15 protein-coding genes are annotated in these 16,301 nt (G+C 61.7%); 5 read left to right on the top strand and 10 right to left on the bottom strand.

Annotated elements, in window-relative coordinates; translation table 11 throughout:
• Nucleotides 1–12: 12 nt before the first annotated feature.
• The 7 genes from flgK to ACODTO_RS05330 all read right to left on the bottom strand — a co-directional run bounded on the left by flgK (nucleotide 13) and on the right by ACODTO_RS05330 (nucleotide 8,785).
• Entirely contained in the window at nucleotides 13–2,079 is a 2,067-nt protein-coding gene (gene flgK, locus ACODTO_RS05360) for a flagellar hook-associated protein FlgK (protein WP_175362458.1), read from the bottom strand.
• Between the two features lie 10 nt (nucleotides 2,080–2,089).
• Nucleotides 2,090–3,397, bottom strand: coding sequence for a flagellar assembly peptidoglycan hydrolase FlgJ (gene flgJ / locus ACODTO_RS05355; RefSeq protein ID WP_041023359.1), 1,308 nt, complete (start codon nucleotides 3,395–3,397; stop codon nucleotides 2,090–2,092).
• Nucleotides 3,398–3,407: 10 nt separating this feature from the next.
• Nucleotides 3,408–4,493, bottom strand: a complete 1,086-nt coding sequence (locus ACODTO_RS05350) for a flagellar basal body P-ring protein FlgI (RefSeq protein ID WP_175362517.1) — start codon at nucleotides 4,491–4,493, stop codon at nucleotides 3,408–3,410.
• 45 nt (nucleotides 4,494–4,538) lie between these two features.
• Nucleotides 4,539–5,234, bottom strand: coding sequence for a flagellar basal body L-ring protein FlgH (gene flgH / locus ACODTO_RS05345; protein ID WP_139647279.1), 696 nt, complete (start codon nucleotides 5,232–5,234; stop codon nucleotides 4,539–4,541).
• A 52-nt stretch (nucleotides 5,235–5,286) separates the two neighbouring features.
• Nucleotides 5,287–6,072 (bottom strand): flagellar basal-body rod protein FlgG, encoded by a 786-nt coding sequence (gene flgG, locus ACODTO_RS05340; RefSeq protein ID WP_041023357.1) that lies wholly within the window; start codon nucleotides 6,070–6,072, stop codon nucleotides 5,287–5,289.
• Nucleotides 6,073–6,121: 49 nt separating this feature from the next.
• Nucleotides 6,122–6,859, bottom strand: a complete 738-nt coding sequence (locus ACODTO_RS05335) for a flagellar basal body rod protein FlgF (protein WP_041023356.1) — start codon at nucleotides 6,857–6,859, stop codon at nucleotides 6,122–6,124.
• A gap of 363 nt (nucleotides 6,860–7,222) precedes the next feature.
• Nucleotides 7,223–8,785 carry a sigma-54-dependent transcriptional regulator gene (locus ACODTO_RS05330; protein WP_139647281.1) on the bottom strand — a complete coding sequence of 521 codons (1,563 nt, stop codon included), beginning with the start codon at nucleotides 8,783–8,785 and terminating at the stop codon, nucleotides 7,223–7,225.
• 280 nt (nucleotides 8,786–9,065) lie between these two features.
• Between ACODTO_RS05330 and phhA the strand changes: the two genes are divergently transcribed.
• The 3 genes from phhA to ACODTO_RS05315 all read left to right on the top strand — a co-directional run bounded on the left by phhA (nucleotide 9,066) and on the right by ACODTO_RS05315 (nucleotide 11,500).
• On the top strand, nucleotides 9,066–9,851 hold the full coding sequence (phhA, locus tag ACODTO_RS05325; protein WP_139647283.1) for a phenylalanine 4-monooxygenase: 786 nt from the start codon (nucleotides 9,066–9,068) through the stop codon (nucleotides 9,849–9,851).
• A gap of 99 nt (nucleotides 9,852–9,950) precedes the next feature.
• Entirely contained in the window at nucleotides 9,951–10,307 is a 357-nt protein-coding gene (locus tag ACODTO_RS05320; protein WP_489106065.1) for a 4a-hydroxytetrahydrobiopterin dehydratase, read from the top strand.
• The gene (locus ACODTO_RS05315) at nucleotides 10,307–11,500 is read left to right on the top strand and encodes an amino acid aminotransferase (protein ID WP_489106064.1); all 1,194 of its coding nucleotides are present in this window, start codon (nucleotides 10,307–10,309) and stop codon (nucleotides 11,498–11,500) included. Before ACODTO_RS05320 ends, ACODTO_RS05315 begins: the two co-directional genes overlap by 1 nt.
• 189 nt (nucleotides 11,501–11,689) lie before the next feature.
• Here ACODTO_RS05315 and ACODTO_RS05310 read toward each other — a convergent pair whose 3' ends face one another.
• Nucleotides 11,690–12,256: an NAD(P)H nitroreductase gene (locus ACODTO_RS05310; protein ID WP_139647287.1), complete on the bottom strand. Its 567-nt coding sequence runs from the start codon at nucleotides 12,254–12,256 to the stop codon at nucleotides 11,690–11,692.
• Nucleotides 12,257–12,421: 165 nt separating this feature from the next.
• Here ACODTO_RS05310 and ACODTO_RS05305 point away from each other — a divergent pair, with 165 nt between their 5' ends.
• Complete coding sequence (locus tag ACODTO_RS05305; protein WP_139647289.1) at nucleotides 12,422–13,876, top strand: TrkH family potassium uptake protein; 1,455 nt, start codon at nucleotides 12,422–12,424, stop codon at nucleotides 13,874–13,876.
• Here the strand turns inward: ACODTO_RS05305 and ACODTO_RS05300 are convergent.
• Nucleotides 13,833–14,888 (bottom strand): AraC family transcriptional regulator, encoded by a 1,056-nt coding sequence (locus ACODTO_RS05300; protein ID WP_139647291.1) that lies wholly within the window; start codon nucleotides 14,886–14,888, stop codon nucleotides 13,833–13,835. The genes ACODTO_RS05305 and ACODTO_RS05300 overlap by 44 nt on opposite strands.
• A 137-nt stretch (nucleotides 14,889–15,025) precedes the next feature.
• Here ACODTO_RS05300 and ACODTO_RS05295 point away from each other — a divergent pair, with 137 nt between their 5' ends.
• Complete coding sequence (locus ACODTO_RS05295) at nucleotides 15,026–15,337, top strand: Mpo1-like protein (RefSeq protein ID WP_139647293.1); 312 nt, start codon at nucleotides 15,026–15,028, stop codon at nucleotides 15,335–15,337.
• A gap of 26 nt (nucleotides 15,338–15,363) precedes the next feature.
• On the opposite strand, the gene ACODTO_RS05290 is transcribed toward ACODTO_RS05295, so the two are convergent.
• Complete coding sequence (locus tag ACODTO_RS05290; protein WP_489106063.1) at nucleotides 15,364–16,179, bottom strand: UDP-2,3-diacylglucosamine diphosphatase; 816 nt, start codon at nucleotides 16,177–16,179, stop codon at nucleotides 15,364–15,366.
• Nucleotides 16,180–16,301: the final 122 nt, after the last annotated feature.

The following is a 16,301-nucleotide window of genomic DNA, read 5'->3' as shown; positions in this document are numbered from 1 at the left end:
GGCTACGGCTCCTTAAAGACTGTTGATCAATGTGCTGAAGATTTGCTGCGCCGCCTTGATGATCTGCGAAGACGCGGTGTAGTACTGCTGGAACTTGACCAGGTTGCCGGTTTCTTCGTCCAGGTCCACGCCTGACAGCGAGTCACGGGCGTTCTTGGCGTTGTTCAGGATCGCGCCGGTGGCAGCGCTGTCGAGCTTGCCCTGGGCCGCCTTGGAGCCCACGCCTTCCACCAGTTTGCCGTAGGCATCACTCAGGGAAATACCGCCGCTGGAGGAACCGGTGTCGACGCTCTTGGCGGTCTGCAGACCGGCCAGGATGGTGCCGTTACGGTTGTCCAGGCTACCCGCCTTGCTGACGCTGACGTTGATGGCGGCACCGTTGGACGGTGCTCCAGCGATGGACATGGCGAAGCTGACAGTGCGCTGCACCGGTGGCGCCGACGAATCCATGATCGGGTTGCCACTGGCGTCCTTCAGCGGAACGCTCAGGTTCAACGTGTTGCTTTGACCAGGAGTGATCGTGCCATTACTGAGTTCGTTACCCTGGGCATCGAGCAGTTGGTACGCCTGGCTGGTGCCGTCGGCGGAGGTCGCCCCGAACAACACCTTGACCGGCATGGAGGTCTTGATGCCGTTCTGGATGACGGTCGTCGTGGCCGCGTCGTAGATGTCCAGACTGGTCGTCAGTGTCGGCTGGCCACTGGCCGGAATGGTCAACGTGCCACTGCCGCCCGCCGCGATGGCTGCGCCCAGTGGCGCGGCAATCGCCAGCCGCTTGGAGTCGGTCATCTCGGTCTTGATGTTGCCCGCCGCATTGCGGGTCGGCGTGATCTTGAACGAGTCACCAGCCGCCGCGGTGCCGTTGGCGAAGGTCATCGAGAAGCCGTCGATCACCGGTGGTGGCGTGGTCGCGGTGCTGAACGCGCCCATCGACGAGCCATCGGGCAGGCGCTGGACGGTGTAGTTGGTCCCGCTGGTGAAGGTCACCTTGTAGTCGTTGGTGGTCAACTGGCCGGCGTCTGTGATGGCCACGTTGAAATTGCCGGAACCTGCACTGTTGCCCAGCGCGGCAACGCTGCGCTGACTGATCTGCGCGGCACTGTTGATGTCGTTGAACAGGTTGGAACCAAAGGCACCGTTCATGTCGATGCCCGACGCCTGCACGGTGTTCATCTGGTCGGCGACCACCAGGGCGACGCGGCCCAGTTCGTTCATGGCCGGGTCGAGCACGGTGCTGCGGTAGCGCATCAGGCCACCGATCTCACCACCGGTGAGCACCGAGGTGAGGTCCATGGAGCTGGAACCGCTGTTGAGCTGGATACCCATGCGCCCCGGATCGTTCTTGTCCGGCACCGCTTGCAGGGTATTGACGATAGTGCCCATCACCAGCGGCTGGCCGGAACCCAGGTAGATGTCCAGGCTGCTGCCGTTCTCCACGACTTGGGTGCCGGTGAACGTCGACAGCTGGCGAATGGCTTCGCCACGGGAATCCAGCAGATCATTGGGCGCGCCGCCGGTGTTGGAGACTTCGGCGATTTTCTTGTTCAGTTGGGCAATGGTGGTAGCCAGGTCGTTGACCTGGCTGACCATGTTCGACAAGTTGTTATTGATGTTCGAACTCTGCTCCGTCAACTGACTGGAAATAGAGTTGAACCGATTGCTCAGGGCCTGGGCATCGCTGAGCAGCAACTGGCGGGACGCATCGTCACCGGGCTTGGCGTTGACGTTCTGCACCGACGCGAAAAACTTGGTCAGCGCGCCGTTGAGGCCGGTGCCGCTGTCCGAGAGCAGCGAATCCAGAGGCGTGATCTGCCCCTGATAAGCCGCCGCATCGCTGTTGAGCGAGGTGGTGGTCTTCAGCTGTGCTTCAAGGTAGGAGTTGTAGACCCGACGAACATCGGCCAGGGTCGTGCCGGAGCCGATGAACACGTTGCCGTATTGATTGGAGGCCTTGGTGGTCTGCACGGTCTGCTGACGCGAATATCCGGCGGTATCGACGTTGGCAATGTTGTTACCCGTGGTCACCAACGCGGTCTGGCTGGCTGACAGACCCGACATCCCTATATTGAGCAAACTCATGGTTCAGACCTTATAAAGTCGTGGTGGCGCCTGCGGATGCGTAGTTCTGGGAACTGGTCATCTGCCGGGCTATATGCGAAATCTTGCTGGCGTAGTGCGGGTCGGTGGCGTAACCGGCCTTTTGCAACTCGCGTACAAACTGTTCCGGGTTATCGGCCGACTTCAGCACAGCTTGATAGCGACTGTTGCTTTGCAGCAGATTGACCAGGTCATGGAAACTGTCGCGGTACGAGGCGTAGGAACGGAACTCGGCCGTCTCCTTGACCATCTCGCCATTGCGGAACTCACTGGTGATTGCCCGCGCCGAATCGCCCTTCCAGTTCTGGCTGGCCTTGATACCGAACAGGTTGTGGCTGCTGCTGCCATCGGGTTGGCGCATGACCGATTTGCCCCAGCCGGTTTCCAGGGCGGCCTGGGCCACCAGGTAACGCGGGTCGACACCGATGCGGGCCGCCGCTTCCTTGGCCATGGGCAGCATAGCGTTGACGAATTCGTCGGCGTCGCGGAACGCTTTGCGGGCCGGCGCCAGCGGTGGCTGTGCCACGGCGCGACCATAGACCTGCATGTCCCCGCTCGACTCGGAGGCCTTGAGCGCGGCCAGCCAGTCGCCATTAGCCATTTCGCCGGAGGCGGACCTGGTGGCGGTGACGGCGCGATCCGAGCGGATATTCTGCGCCGGTGCATCGGTATTGGCATTGGTCGATGCCGAAGGCACCAGCCCGGCCAGCAGACGGTCGGCCAGTTTCGGCGGCAAGGCCAGGCGACGCTGGTTGAGCAGTTCCATGTCGTTACGATGACCACCCTCGCCCGCCCCTTGCGGTGCGTTGACGGCCCGCGAAGCCCAGAGCGGACGCTGGCCGCTCTGGCGCGACAAAGGTCCATTGGTGGGCAATGTTCCGGCAGCCACCGGGGTGGGCACTGCCTTGACCTTGTCCAGCGCCTCTTGCTGCTTGGCAGCCGACGCAGCGGCCGCTTCGCCCGGCGCCAGCGGTTTGTTCTTGGACATCTGGCGCAGCAGGACATCGGCCAGGCCGATACCGCCACCCTCGCGAGACATGGAAACGGCCAACTGCTGGTCGTACATTTCCTGATACTGCTTGGCCTCAGGCGTATTCATGGGGTTGTCCTTGCCCAATGCCTCGGTGGCAGAGCGCATGGACTTGAGCATTTCGCCAAGGAACAGCGACTCGAATTCCTGGGCCACTTTGCGCAGGTTGCCGTCGCTGTTCTTGTCGCCAACCTTGAGCTGGTTCAAGCGATTCAGGTCCGAGTAGGAACCCGAATCTCCACTGATCAAAGCGCCCTTGCGCATATCCATGGCCCGTTCCTCAAATCACGATCAGGTCGGCTTGCAACGCGCCGGCCTGCTTCAAGGCTTCGAGAATCGCCATCAGGTCGCCCGGTGCCGCGCCGACCTGGTTCACCGCCCGGACGATTTCATCCAGGGTAGTGCCCGGGCCGAACTTGAACATCGGCTTGGCTTCCTGTTCGGCATTGACCCGCGAACGGGGCACGACGGCAGTCTGCCCATTGGACAACGGGCCCGGCTGGCTCACGATCGGATCTTCGGTGATGGTCACGGTCAGGCTGCCATGGGTCACGGCCGCCGGCGAAACCTTGACGTTCTGGCCAATCACGATGGTGCCGGTGCGCGAGTTGATGATGACTTTCGCCACGGCCTGGCCCGGATCGACCTCGAGGTTTTCCAGGATCGACAGATAGTCGACCCGCTGGCTCGGATCCAGGGGCGCGGTGACACGGATCGAGCCGCCGTCGATGGCCTGGGCCACGCCTGGGCCGAGCATGTCGTTGATCTTGTCGACGATGCGTTTGGCGGTGGTGAAGTCGGACCGATTGAGGTTCAGCGTCAGGCTGTTGCCCTGGTTGAAACCGCTCGGCACCGCACGCTCCACCGACGCACCGCCAGGGATGCGACCGGCCGACGGAACGTTGACGGTGATCTTCGAGCCATCGCGCCCTTCGGCGTCGAAACCGCCCACCACCAGGTTGCCCTGAGCGACGGCGTAGACGTTGCCGTCGATACCCTTGAGCGGCGTCAGCAGCAAGGTGCCGCCTCGCAGGCTCTTGGAGTTACCGATGGACGACACGGTGATATCCACCTGCTGACCGGGCTTGGCGAACGCCGGAAGATCGGCACTGATCGATACCGCCGCGACGTTTTTCAACTGGACGTTGCCCGAGCCTGGCGGCACCTTGATGCCGAACTGAGACAACATGTTGTTGAAGGTCTGCAGGGTGAACGGGGTCTGGGTGGTCTGGTCACCGGTACCATTGAGACCTACAACCAGGCCGTAACCGATCAACTGGTTCGAACGCACGCCGGAAATGCTGGCGATGTCCTTCAGGCGCTCGGCATGAGCAGTGAAGGCTGCCGACATCACCAACGCACCCATCAACAGCTGTTTGAGGTTCAACCGCTTAAGATTCAACTGGGCCACCTAGAAAGGGAACTTCGGGCTGAGGAAGAAACGGTCGAACCAGCCCGGCTGACTCGCATCGGCAAAGGCACCGGTACCCGAATACGTGATGCGCGCATCCGCCACACGGGTGGAGGAAACGGTGTTATCGGTGGCGATGTCGTCGGCGCGAACCATGCCGGCGATGCGCACCAGTTCGTCACCCGTATTGAGCGTCAGCCACTTCTCGCCGCGCACGACGATGATGCCGTTGGGCAACACATCGGCGACGGTCACGGTGATGGAACCGGTGAGGCTGTTGCTCTGGCCGGACTTGCTGTCGCCCTTGGTGGCCCGGTCGGAGCCGTAACCGGCGTTGAGGCTCAGGTCGTTACCGCCGATCGGGTTGTTGGTGGTCAGGCTGGAGCCGAACAACGAGGTGAGGCCGACACTGGTGTTGCTGGTCTTGTCCACCTGGGAGTTGGCGTTCTTGCTCGCCTGGGTCCGCTCGTTCAGGGTGATGGTGATGATGTCACCCACCCGGAATGCCTTGCGGTCGCTGTACAGGTTCTGTTCGAAACCGGCCTGGTAGATCGAGCCATTGTTGGCAGCGGCCGGCAACGGCGTGCGCGGCAACACCGGAGCGTAGTACGGGTCATTGGGCCTGGGCGTTGGCGCGACACACCCCGCGAGCGCGGTGATCCCACTCAGTGCCAGTACAGATACAAAGCGTTTCATGACCCTACCTCTCGGTGTTACAGGCGACCTTGAGGCCGCCCTATAGAAGTGATTACAGATTCTGCGTGACGAACGAAAGCATCTGGTCGGCGGTGGAGATCACCTTGGAGTTCATTTCGTAGGCACGCTGGGTGGTGATCATGTTGACCATCTCCTCAACGGTGCTCACGTTGGACGTTTCCAGGGTGTTCTGCAGCGTGGTACCGAAACCATTCAAACCCGGGGTGCCGATTTGCGGCGCACCACTGGCAGCGGTTTCCAGGAACAGGTTGTTGCCTACCGCTTGCAGGCCGGCCGGGTTGATGAAGTCGGCGGTCTGCAGGTTGCCGATCACTTGCGCGGCCGGGTTGCCCGCCACGGTGATGGACACGGTGCCGTCGCGACCCACGGTGAAGGTCTGGGCATTGTTCGGCACGACAATGGCGGGCTCCAGGGCAAAACCGCTGGCATTGACGATCTGGCCATTGGAGTCGAGGTGGAACGTACCGTCGCGGGTGTAGGACGTGGTGCCGTCCGGCTGCAGAATCTGAAAGAAACCGCGACCGTCGATGGCCATGTCCAGCGGCTGCTCGGTGGTTTGCAGGCTGCCGGCGGTGAAGTTTTTCTGCGTGCCGACAATGCGCACACCGGTACCGACTTGCAGACCCGACGGCAGTTCGCTGTCCTGGGTCGACTGGGCACCTGGCTGACGCTTGACCTGGTACAGCAGGTCCTGGAATTCGGCACGGTCACGTTTGAAGCCCGTGGTCGAGACGTTCGCCAGGTTGTTGGAAATGGTGGTCAGGTTGGTGTCCTGGGCGGACAGACCTGTTTTGGCAACCCATAGAGCCGGAAGCATTCGATTCTCCTCGTACGCCTGATTTTCGGCGCGACGCTTTAATTAATGGTTAGATCTGCAAGACCCGAGCCATGGCCTCGTCGCCTTCTTTGGCGGTGTTCATCATCTTCACGTGAAGCTCGAATTGCTTGGCCAGGGCCAGCACCGAAGTCATCTCGTCCACAGCATTGACGTTGCTCGCTTCCTGGAACCCCGACACCAGTTGCACGTTGGCGTCGACCGGTGCCGGCTGGCCGTCCTTGGTACGGATGGAACCGTCCAGGCCCTTGGTCATGTTCTTGAGGTCCGGGTTGACCAGCTTGATGCGGTCCACTTCCGCCATCACGCGCGGGCCTTCGCCCATGGCGCGGATACTGATGGTGCCGTCCTGGCCGATTTCGATTTTCTGCTCCGGTGGCACGGCGATAGGACCGCCGTTGCCCATCACCGGCATGCCGTTGCCGGCCCGCAGCACGCCCAGGGCGTCGACGTTGAGGCTGCCGGTGCGCACGTAGCTTTCACCGCCATCGGGGTTCTGCACGGCCATCCAGCCCGGCCCGCTCACCGCCACATCGAGGTCGCGGCCGGTTTCAACCAACGCACCCGGGGTGAAGTCAGTGGCTGGCCGCTCGGACATGGCAAATGCCCGCGCCGGAAAGCTGTCGCCGAATACCGGCATCGAACGCGCCTGCTCCAGGTCTTTCTGAAAACCATTGGTGGAGATGTTCGCCAGGTTGTTGGCATGGGCCCGTTGGGCCAGCGCGTTCTGGCTGGCGCCGGTCATTGCCACATAAAGGTACTTGTCCACTCTCGTTCCTCTGCGTGCCGGACGTTTGCCGCCCACTGCTGTACTGCTCAGCCATAAGCAATTTGCAGACCAACTTTTTTCTGGCGGCTCGCGGCCCGGCAAACAAAGGACTTGCGGGGGTTTGTGGGGAAAGAGGGAATGTCCCGGAGACGAAAAACCGGCGGTATCATGCCGCTGAAAGGCAAAGGATTACCGGGATGGACAGACTCACTAACCCTTGTGGCGAGGGGATTTATCCCCGCTGGGGTGCGAAGCGCCCCCAGACCAGACCTGTCGACTCGATAAGACTAGTAAACCGAGTCGCCTGATTTAGGGCTGCTGCGCAGCCCAGCGGGGATAAATCCCCTCGCCACAAGTAACGGATTACATTCCAGGCTCTTTACCCACCTCATACTCGCGCAACTTATTGGCAATGGTGGTATGGGAAACCCCCAGTCGTTTGCCCAGTTGCCGGCTGCTGGGATGTTCGGAGTAGAGCCGTTCCAGTACCGCCTTCTCGAATCGCCCGACAATCTCGTCCAACCCGCCATCCAGGGAGAAGTCGCCCAGGGGCTGGCGCACGCCGTAGTCCGGCAGGCGAATATGCTCGGCCTTCACCGTCCCCCCATCGCACAGGGAGACGGCCTGGAACAGCACGTTTTCCAGTTGCCGGACATTGCCGGGCCAATGGTAATGACTGAGGCGATCCATCGCCGCCGGGGCCAGCTTCGGCAGCGCACAGCCGATCTGGCGACTGGCCTGGTCGAGAAAGTGCTCCACCAGCGGCGCCAGGCCATCGAGGCATTCACGCAACGGCGGGATGTGCAGGGACAGGACATTCAAGCGGTGATACAGGTCCTGGCGAAATTCCCCTCGAGCACAGAGCTCAGACAAATCCACCTGGGTCGCGCAGATCACCCGGACATCCAGGTACACCTCTTCATCGCTGCCCACCCGACGGAAGCAACCGTCCTGCAAAAAACGCAGCAGTTTCACCTGCAGGCGCGGGCTCATTTCCCCCACCCCGTCGAGAAACAAGGTGCCGCCAGCCGTCAACTCCAGCAGACCCAGCTTGCCTTCGGCACGGGCGCCTTCGAAGGCGCCAGGACCGTAGCCGAACAGTTCCGTCTCGGCCATGGACTCCGGCAGCCCGGCACAGTTGAGCGCCATCAGCGGCGACTGCCCGCGCGGGCTCGCCAGGTGACAGGCCCGGGCCAGCAACTCCTTGCCCGTGCCGGTTTCGCCTTCGATCAATAGCGGCGCGTCCAGCGGGGCCATGCGCCGGGCTTCGCGGACCACCGCGGCCATCACTTTCGAGCTCTGGAAGATGCTGTCGAAGCCACGCAGTTCCTGCTTGCGCACGTTATAGATACGCTCACCAACCCGGTCGGCCCGATGCAGCGTCAATACCGCACCGGCCATGGCCTCGCTGTCGTCATGCTCCGATTGCAGCGGGGCAATATCCGCCAGGAACACATCGCCCTTGACCTTGACCCGCAGCCCATTGATGCGCGACTGGTTGGCACGCACCAGCTCCGGCAGGTCGAAATCCTCGGCGTAGCGAGATAGCGGAATCCCCGGCACCTCGTCCACCCGCACCCCGAGCAACTGCGCCGCCGCCCGGTTCGCCGCGACGATGGAGCCGCCCATGTCGATGGACAACACCGGAAACTCCAGGGCGCCGAGCAACGCATTGAGCTCCATGTGTCGACGCTCGCTGGGCATCAGCCCTACCCGCTTGACGCCGAACACACCGGCAATGCCTTCGAATTTCGGACGCAACGCCTGGAATTGAATGTTGATCAGGTTCGGGCAGTGCAGGTAGATCGCATTGCCATGCTCACCGCCGACTTCGCCCCGGGCGACGTTGATGCCGTACTCCACCAGCAGGTTGAGAATGTCCCGCAGGATGCCGATGCGGTTCTGGCAATGGACTTTGATGCGCATATGGAGGCCTGGGAGCTCGTTGTAAGGAGTTTTTTCTGAGGCTGAGTGCAAATAACCGTCAAGATTATGTGACAGTTGTAGGCCATTTCCTAGCTTAGAATCCAACCAGCGCCGGATCGCCGCTCCATACGTAACGAAAACTTTACGAAATCTGCCCATGCAACTCGAACATCTCGCCGCTGCCCCCGCTGCACATTCACCTGCTTCGCGCTATCTCTAACGCATCGCTGGACATAACAACAAACAGTCTTCCCCTTGAGGGAATCAGCAGGAGAGCAGCATGAAGCAGACGCAGTACGTGGCTCGCGAGCCCGATGCGCAAGGTTTTATCCACTACCCCGCCGAAGAACATGCGGTGTGGAACACGCTGATCACCCGCCAGCTGAAAGTCATTGAAGGCCGTGCGTGCCAGGAATACCTGGACGGTATCGACAAGCTTGGCCTGCCCCACGACCGCATCCCGCAGTTGGGCGAAATCAACAAAGTGCTGGGCGCGACCACGGGCTGGCAAGTGGCCCGGGTACCGGCGCTGATCCCCTTCCAGACCTTCTTCGAATTGCTCGCCAGCAAACAGTTTCCGGTGGCGACCTTCATTCGCACCCGGGAAGAACTGGACTACTTGCAAGAGCCGGACATTTTCCACGAGATCTTCGGCCATTGCCCGCTGCTGACCAACCCCTGGTTCGCCGAATTCACCCACACCTATGGCAAGCTCGGCCTGCAGGCGTCCAAGGAAGAGCGTGTCTACCTGGCGCGCCTGTACTGGATGACCATCGAGTTCGGACTGGTGGAAACACCGCAGGGCCGACGCATCTACGGTGGCGGCATCCTGTCTTCGCCCAAGGAAACCGTGTACTGCCTGTCGGACGAGCCGGAGCACCAGGCCTTCGATCCGCTGGAAGCCATGCGCACGCCTTATCGCATCGACATCCTGCAACCGGTGTATTTCGTCCTGCCAGAGCTCAAGCGTCTGTTCGACCTGGCCCATGAGGACATCATGGGCATGGTCAAGCGCGGTCGGGAACTGGGCCTGCACGCACCGAAATTTCCGCCGAAAGCCGCCTGAATGGCGTTTTTTGATCCCAAGTGAGTCTGTTGCACCGCGCGACTTTGCTTTAGCGTGAGTGCATCGACGTTCTACCCCTATTCGATCCAGGAACACACCATGAACACTCTGAACCAAGCCCATTGCGAAGCCTGCCGTGCCGACGCCCCACAGGTCAGCGACGAAGAACTGCCAGTACTGATCAAGCAGATCCCGGACTGGAACATCGAAGTGCGCGACGGCGTGATGCAGTTGGAAAAGGTTTTCCTGTTCAAGAATTTCAAGCACGCCCTGGCATTCACCAACGCCGTCGCTGAAATCTCCGAGGCCGAAGGCCATCACCCAGGCCTGCTCACTGAGTGGGGCAAAGTCACCGTGACCTGGTGGAGCCACTCCATCAAGGGCCTGCACCGCAACGACTTCATCATGGCCGCCCGCACCGATGACGTGGCCAAGACCGCCGAGGGCCGCAAGTAATGCATTTCGACGCCATCGGCCGGGTGCCCGGCGACCCGATCCTCGGCCTGATGGAGGCCTACGGCGCGGACAGCAATCCGAACAAGTTCGACCTGGGCGTGGGCGTCTATAAAGACGCCCAGGGCCTGACGCCGATTCTCGAATCGGTGAAACAGGCCGAGCGACGGCTGGTGGATCATCAGACCACCAAGACCTACATCGGCGGTCATGGCGACGCCGCTTTCGGGCGGTTGATCACTGCGCTCGTCTTGGGTGCCGACGCCCGGCAGATCGCCGAACAACGCGCCGGTGCCACCCAGACCCCGGGCGGCACCGGCGCCCTGCGCCTGAGTGCCGACTTCATTGCACAGTGTCTGCCAGGCCGTGGCGTATGGCTGAGCAACCCGACCTGGCCGATCCACGAAACCATTTTCGCCACCGCGGGCGTCAAGGCCAGCCACTACCCCTACGTGGGCAGCGACAATCGCCTGGATTTCGAGGCGATGCTGGCAACCCTCAACCAGGCACCGAAGGGTGATGTGGTCCTGCTGCACGCGTGCTGTCACAACCCTACCGGTTTCGATCTGTCCCAGGATCAATGGCGCCAGGTACTGGAGGTGGTGCGCAGTCGTGAGCTGTTGCCGCTGATCGACTTCGCCTACCAGGGCTTCGGCGAAGGCCTGGAACAGGATGCCTGGGCAGTCCGGTTGTTCGCCCAGGCATTGCCCGAGGTGTTGATCACCAGTTCCTGCTCGAAGAACTTCGGCTTGTACTGCGATCGCACCGGTGCGTTGATCGTCTGCGCCCGCGACGCCGACAAGCTGGTGGACATCCGCAGCCAACTGGCCAACATCGCCCGCAACCTGTGGTCGACACCGCCGGATCATGGCGCAGCGGTGGTGGCGACGATCCTGGGCACTCCGGAACTCAAGCGTCTGTGGGCCGACGAAGTGGAAGCCATGCGCCTGCGCATCGCCCAGCTACGCAGTGGCCTGCTGGACGCCCTCGAACCCCACGGCCTGCGGGAGCGCTTCGCCCATATCGGGGTGCAACGCGGCATGTTCTCCTACACCGGCCTGGCGCCCGAGCAGGTCAAGCAATTGCGTGAGCGGCACAGCGTATACATGGTCGGCACGGGGCGGGCCAACGTGGCTGGCATCGATGCGACACGCCTGGACCGGCTGGCCGAGGCGATTGCGGACGTTTGCAAATAACTGCTGTACCTGCATAACCCTGTGGGGAAGGCTTTATCTGTGGCGAGGGGATTTATCCCCGTTGGGCTGCGAAGCAGCCTCAAAATCAGTCACTGCGGTGTGTCAGATTACTTCTGATGTAGGCAGTTTGGGGGCTGCTGTGCAGCCCAGCGGGGATAAATCCCCTCGCCACAAAAGCTCGTCATTCCATCACTGCAACCCAGTCCACTCGCGAACGAATTCAGCAATGTCTTCCTTCGGTGCCGTCCGCGCTTCTTTCTGCGGTGTGCCCAGGTACAGGAACCCGATCACCTCCTCCCCCACGTCAAGACCCAGCCCCTTGGCCACGTGCGGCGAGTACGCCAGTTCACCCGTGCGCCACACGCCACCAACGCCCTGGGCATACGCCGCGAGCAGGATCCCGTGGGCGGCGCAGCCGGCGGCCAGCAATTGCTCGGCTTTCGGGACTTTGAAATGGTCCTGTAAACGAGCGATCACCACCACGACCAATGGCGCACGCAGCGGGCCATTGAGGGCCTTTTCCACAACCGCCTCGGACACCAGTGGATCATTGAATCGCGCCGCGTCCGCCAGCAGTTCGCCCATGCGATAACGCGCCTGCCCTTCGACCGTCAGAAAACGCCATGGCCGCAATTGGCCGTGGTCAGGAGCGCGCATCGCCGCGGCGAACATGACCTCCCGTTGTTCAGGCGTGGGCGCCGGTTCCACCAGGCGTGGAACGGAAACACGGTTGAGCAAAGCATCGAGAGCCTGCATCGGGCCACCTCCCTGAAAAAATGTCTGGCTATTCTAGTGTCCTGTACGGCGAGTTAGTTAGCGCAAATTGGCCGCCGATGCACACGCCAGTCGCACCGGGCGCGGTTTACATGCCGCGAGCCGTCGGTAGAATGGCGCCCTTCCCTTCCAGCCCGAGCGGACTTCATGGCGTTGCCGACCCTGCGGATCATTGGCTTCATCATCGGCATCTTCCTGATCACCCTGGCGATCTTCATGGTCGTGCCCATGGCCACCCTGCTGATCTTCGAGCGCACCGGGGACATGCCTTCGTTCCTCTGGTCGAGCATGATCACCTTCGTCGCCGGCCTGGCCCTGGTGCTTCCCGGGCGCCCCGAGCACGTACACCTGCGCCCGCGAGACATGTACCTGCTGACGGTCAGCAGTTGGCTGGTGGTGTGCGTCTTTGCCGCGTTGCCGTTCCTGCTGACCCAGCACATCAGCTACACCGACTCGTTCTTTGAAAGCATGTCGGGAATCACGGCCACCGGCGCCACGGTCCTGAGCGGCCTCGACACCATGTCCCCGGGTATCCTGATGTGGCGCTCGCTGCTGCACTGGCTCGGCGGGATTGGCTTCATCGGCATGGCGGTGGCGATCCTGCCGTTATTGCGCATTGGTGGCATGCGCCTGTTCCAGACCGAATCCTCGGACCGCTCGGAAAAGGTCATGCCCCGCTCCCACATGGTTGCGCGACTGATCGTGGCGTCCTACGTCGGCATCACCATTCTCGGCACCCTGGCGCTCTGGTGGGCCGGGATGAGCCCGTTCGATGCCGTCAACCATTCGATGTCGGCGATCTCCACCGGCGGCTTCTCCACCTCGGACCTGTCCCTGGCCAAATGGACCGAGCCGGCGGTGCACTGGGTCGCCATCGTCATCATGATTCTCGGCAGCCTGCCGTTCGCCTTGTACGTCTCGATGCTGCGCGGCAATCGCCGGGCGCTGATCAAGGACCAGCAGGTCCAGGGCCTGATCGGCGTGCTGCTGGTGACCTGGCTGGTGCTCGGTACCTGGTACTGGGCGACCACCGACCTGCATTGGCTGGACGCGCTGCGGCACGTGGCCCTGAACGTGACCTCGATCGTCACCACCACCGGTTTTGCCTTGGGGGACTACAGCCTGTGGGGCAACTTCTCGCTGATGCTGTTCTTCTATCTGGGGTTCGTCGGCGGCTGCTCGGGGTCGACGGCCGGTGGGATCAAGATCTTTCGCTTCCAGGTCGCCTACATCCTGCTCCGGGCCAACCTCATGCAACTGATTCACCCGCGGGCGGTGATCAAGCAGAAATACAACGGTCACCGCCTCGATGAAGAAATCGTGCGTTCGATCCTGACGTTCTCGTTCTTTTTCGCCATCACCATCTGCGTGATCGCCCTGTTGCTGTCGCTGCTGGGAGTGGAATGGATGACGGCGCTGACCGGCGCGGCCAGCACGGTGTCCGGCGTCGGCCCGGGGCTGGGGGAGACCATTGGCCCGGCCGGCAACTTCGCGCCGCTGCCGGATGCAGCCAAGTGGATTCTGTCCGGCGGCATGCTGTTGGGCCGATTGGAGATCATCACGGTGTTCGTGTTGTGCATCCCGGCGTTCTGGCGTCACTGACCGGTTTGGCCAGCCTCGCTGCCCGGTATTCGCCGGGCGTGACATCGAACCAGCGGCGAAAGGCGCGAAAAAAATTGCTCGGGTCGGCAAACCCCAGCAGATAGGCGATCTGCAGCAAGGTCGTGGCCGGCTGCGCCAGGTACTGCTCGGCCAGCTCGCGACGGGTATCGTCGAGCAAGGCCTGGAAACTGGTGCCCTCTTCCTGAAGGCGCCGTTGCAAGGTGCGCTGGGACAGATGCAGCGCCTGCGCCACCACATCACGCTTGGGTTCGCCCTGGGGCAACAACCGACACAGCACCTGGCGCGCCTTGTGGGTCACCCGGCTTTCCGAAAAACGCGCCAGGTACTCACCGGCAAACCGGTCGTGGAGCTGTGCCATGGCCTCGTTGGCCGTGGGCAGCGGAGCCTCCATGTCGGCCCGCTTGAAGACCAGCGCGTCATAGGGTGCACCGAACACCAGCGGCGCGCAGAATGCCTGTTGGTAAGGTCCACGATCCACCGGTTCGGCCCCCTGGAATAGCACTTTGACCGGATGCAGGGTGCGTCCGGTCAGCCAGTTGCACAGGCTCAGCGCACAGGCCAGGGACGCCTCGGTACTTTGCCGGGTGGTTGGGAGATGATCGCCATGCACCGTCAGAACCAGGGCGTAGTTGCCTTCCAGCTGGCGGATGCTCACATCGGCACTTTCGGCAATGATCCGCTGGTAACGCACCAGCCGCTGGAAACCTTCGATCAACGTCCGGCTGGACATCAGGGCGTAGCCGACTACATGGAACGACGCCGGGCGCACCACCTTGCCCATGTTCAGACCAATGGCCGGGTTCCCGGACAGCTCCACCGCCAGTTGCCAAAGGCGCGTCATCGAATCCTGGGGGAAGCGGGCGTCCGGATCGTCCAGTGCCGAAAAATCCAATCCCAATTGCTGGAACAGCGCACGACAATCCAGGCCGTCCATTTCCAGCGCCTTGACAATCCCCAACGCCCAGCTTGAAGAAGTCGTTCGTTCACCCATGAGGTATCACTTGCATGACAAGCCGCAGAGTACGGCCGGATTTGCGAAGGATACTAAAGTGGCGCTCATTGTCACTGGCCGTTGCGGATGATCGCTCTAGACTTGAAGACAGGACAATCACCAAAGAGCCTGCAGTCTTGGAAAACACCCGACAATTCAAGAGCTTTGCTGACTTCTACCCGTACTACCTGGGAGAACACAGCAATAGCACCTGCCGACGACTGCACTTCATCGGCACCTCGCTGGTCATTCTGATTCTCACCCTGGCGCTTGTCGCAACCGCCTGGTGGTGGTTGATTGCCTTGCCGGTGGCCGGCTACGGCTTTGCCTGGGTCGGGCACTTCTTCTTCGAAAAGAACCGACCGGCCACCTTCAAACACCCGCTCTACAGCCTGCTTGGCGATTTCGTCATGTACCGCGACATGCTGCGGGGAAAGGTTCCGTTTTAGGAAAGAGCCATCCCCTCGCCACAGGCTCAGGCCGGTTCGGCGAGTTTGAGGGCCTTCAACTGGGCTTCGCGCGCCTGGGCATCCGCCAACCGGTACAACTCGATCGAGCCGTCCCAGTGTTCGATCAGCGCCGTACAGGATTCGACCCAGTCGCCGCAGTTGAGGTATTCGACCTCACCCACCTTGCGCATCTCGGCGTGGTGGATGTGGCCACACACCACACCATGCAATTCGCGCTTCACGCATTCATGGGCGATGGCTTCTTCGAAGTCGCTGATGAAGCTGACGGCGGTCTTGACCTTGTGCTTGAGGTACGCCGACAACGACCAGTAGCCGTAGCCATAGCGGGCCCGCCAGTGGTTGAGCCAGCGGTTCAGCGTGAGGGTGAACTCGTAGGCTGAATCCCCGAGAAACGCCAGCCAACGGTGGTAACGGGTGATGACATCGAACTGGTCGCCGTGAATCACCAGCAGGTGCCGGCCGTCGGCGGTGACGTGCACCGCCTCGTCCACCAGTTGGATATTGCCCAGGATCAGCTTCGAATAGCGGCGCAGGAATTCGTCGTGATTGCCGGTGACGTAGATCACCTCGGTGCCGCGCTTGCTCATGGTCAGCAAACGGCGGATGACGTTGGTGTGGGCTTGGGGCCAATACATGCCACCGCGCAGTTTCCAGCCATCGATGATGTCGCCGACCAGATAAATCTTGTCGGCGTGATAGCTCTTGAGGAACTGCGACAAATGCTCGGCCTGGCAATCCCGGGTACCGAGGTGCACATCGGATATCCACAGGGTGCGGACACGCTGCTTGCGGCTGGGTCTGGCGAGCTCGGCGCTGGTCATAAGCAACCCTCTGATCGTTTTCACCACTGTGCACACCGGCGGTTAATGGCCCATGACAAACATATGTCCATTACGTGACAAGGCAACGCGACACGCCTTCGGTGTATGCTGATGGCCTGCCC

This window comes from Pseudomonas sp. FG13 (assembly GCF_057809755.1).
This window is presented reverse-complemented; position numbering and strand designations above follow the sequence as displayed.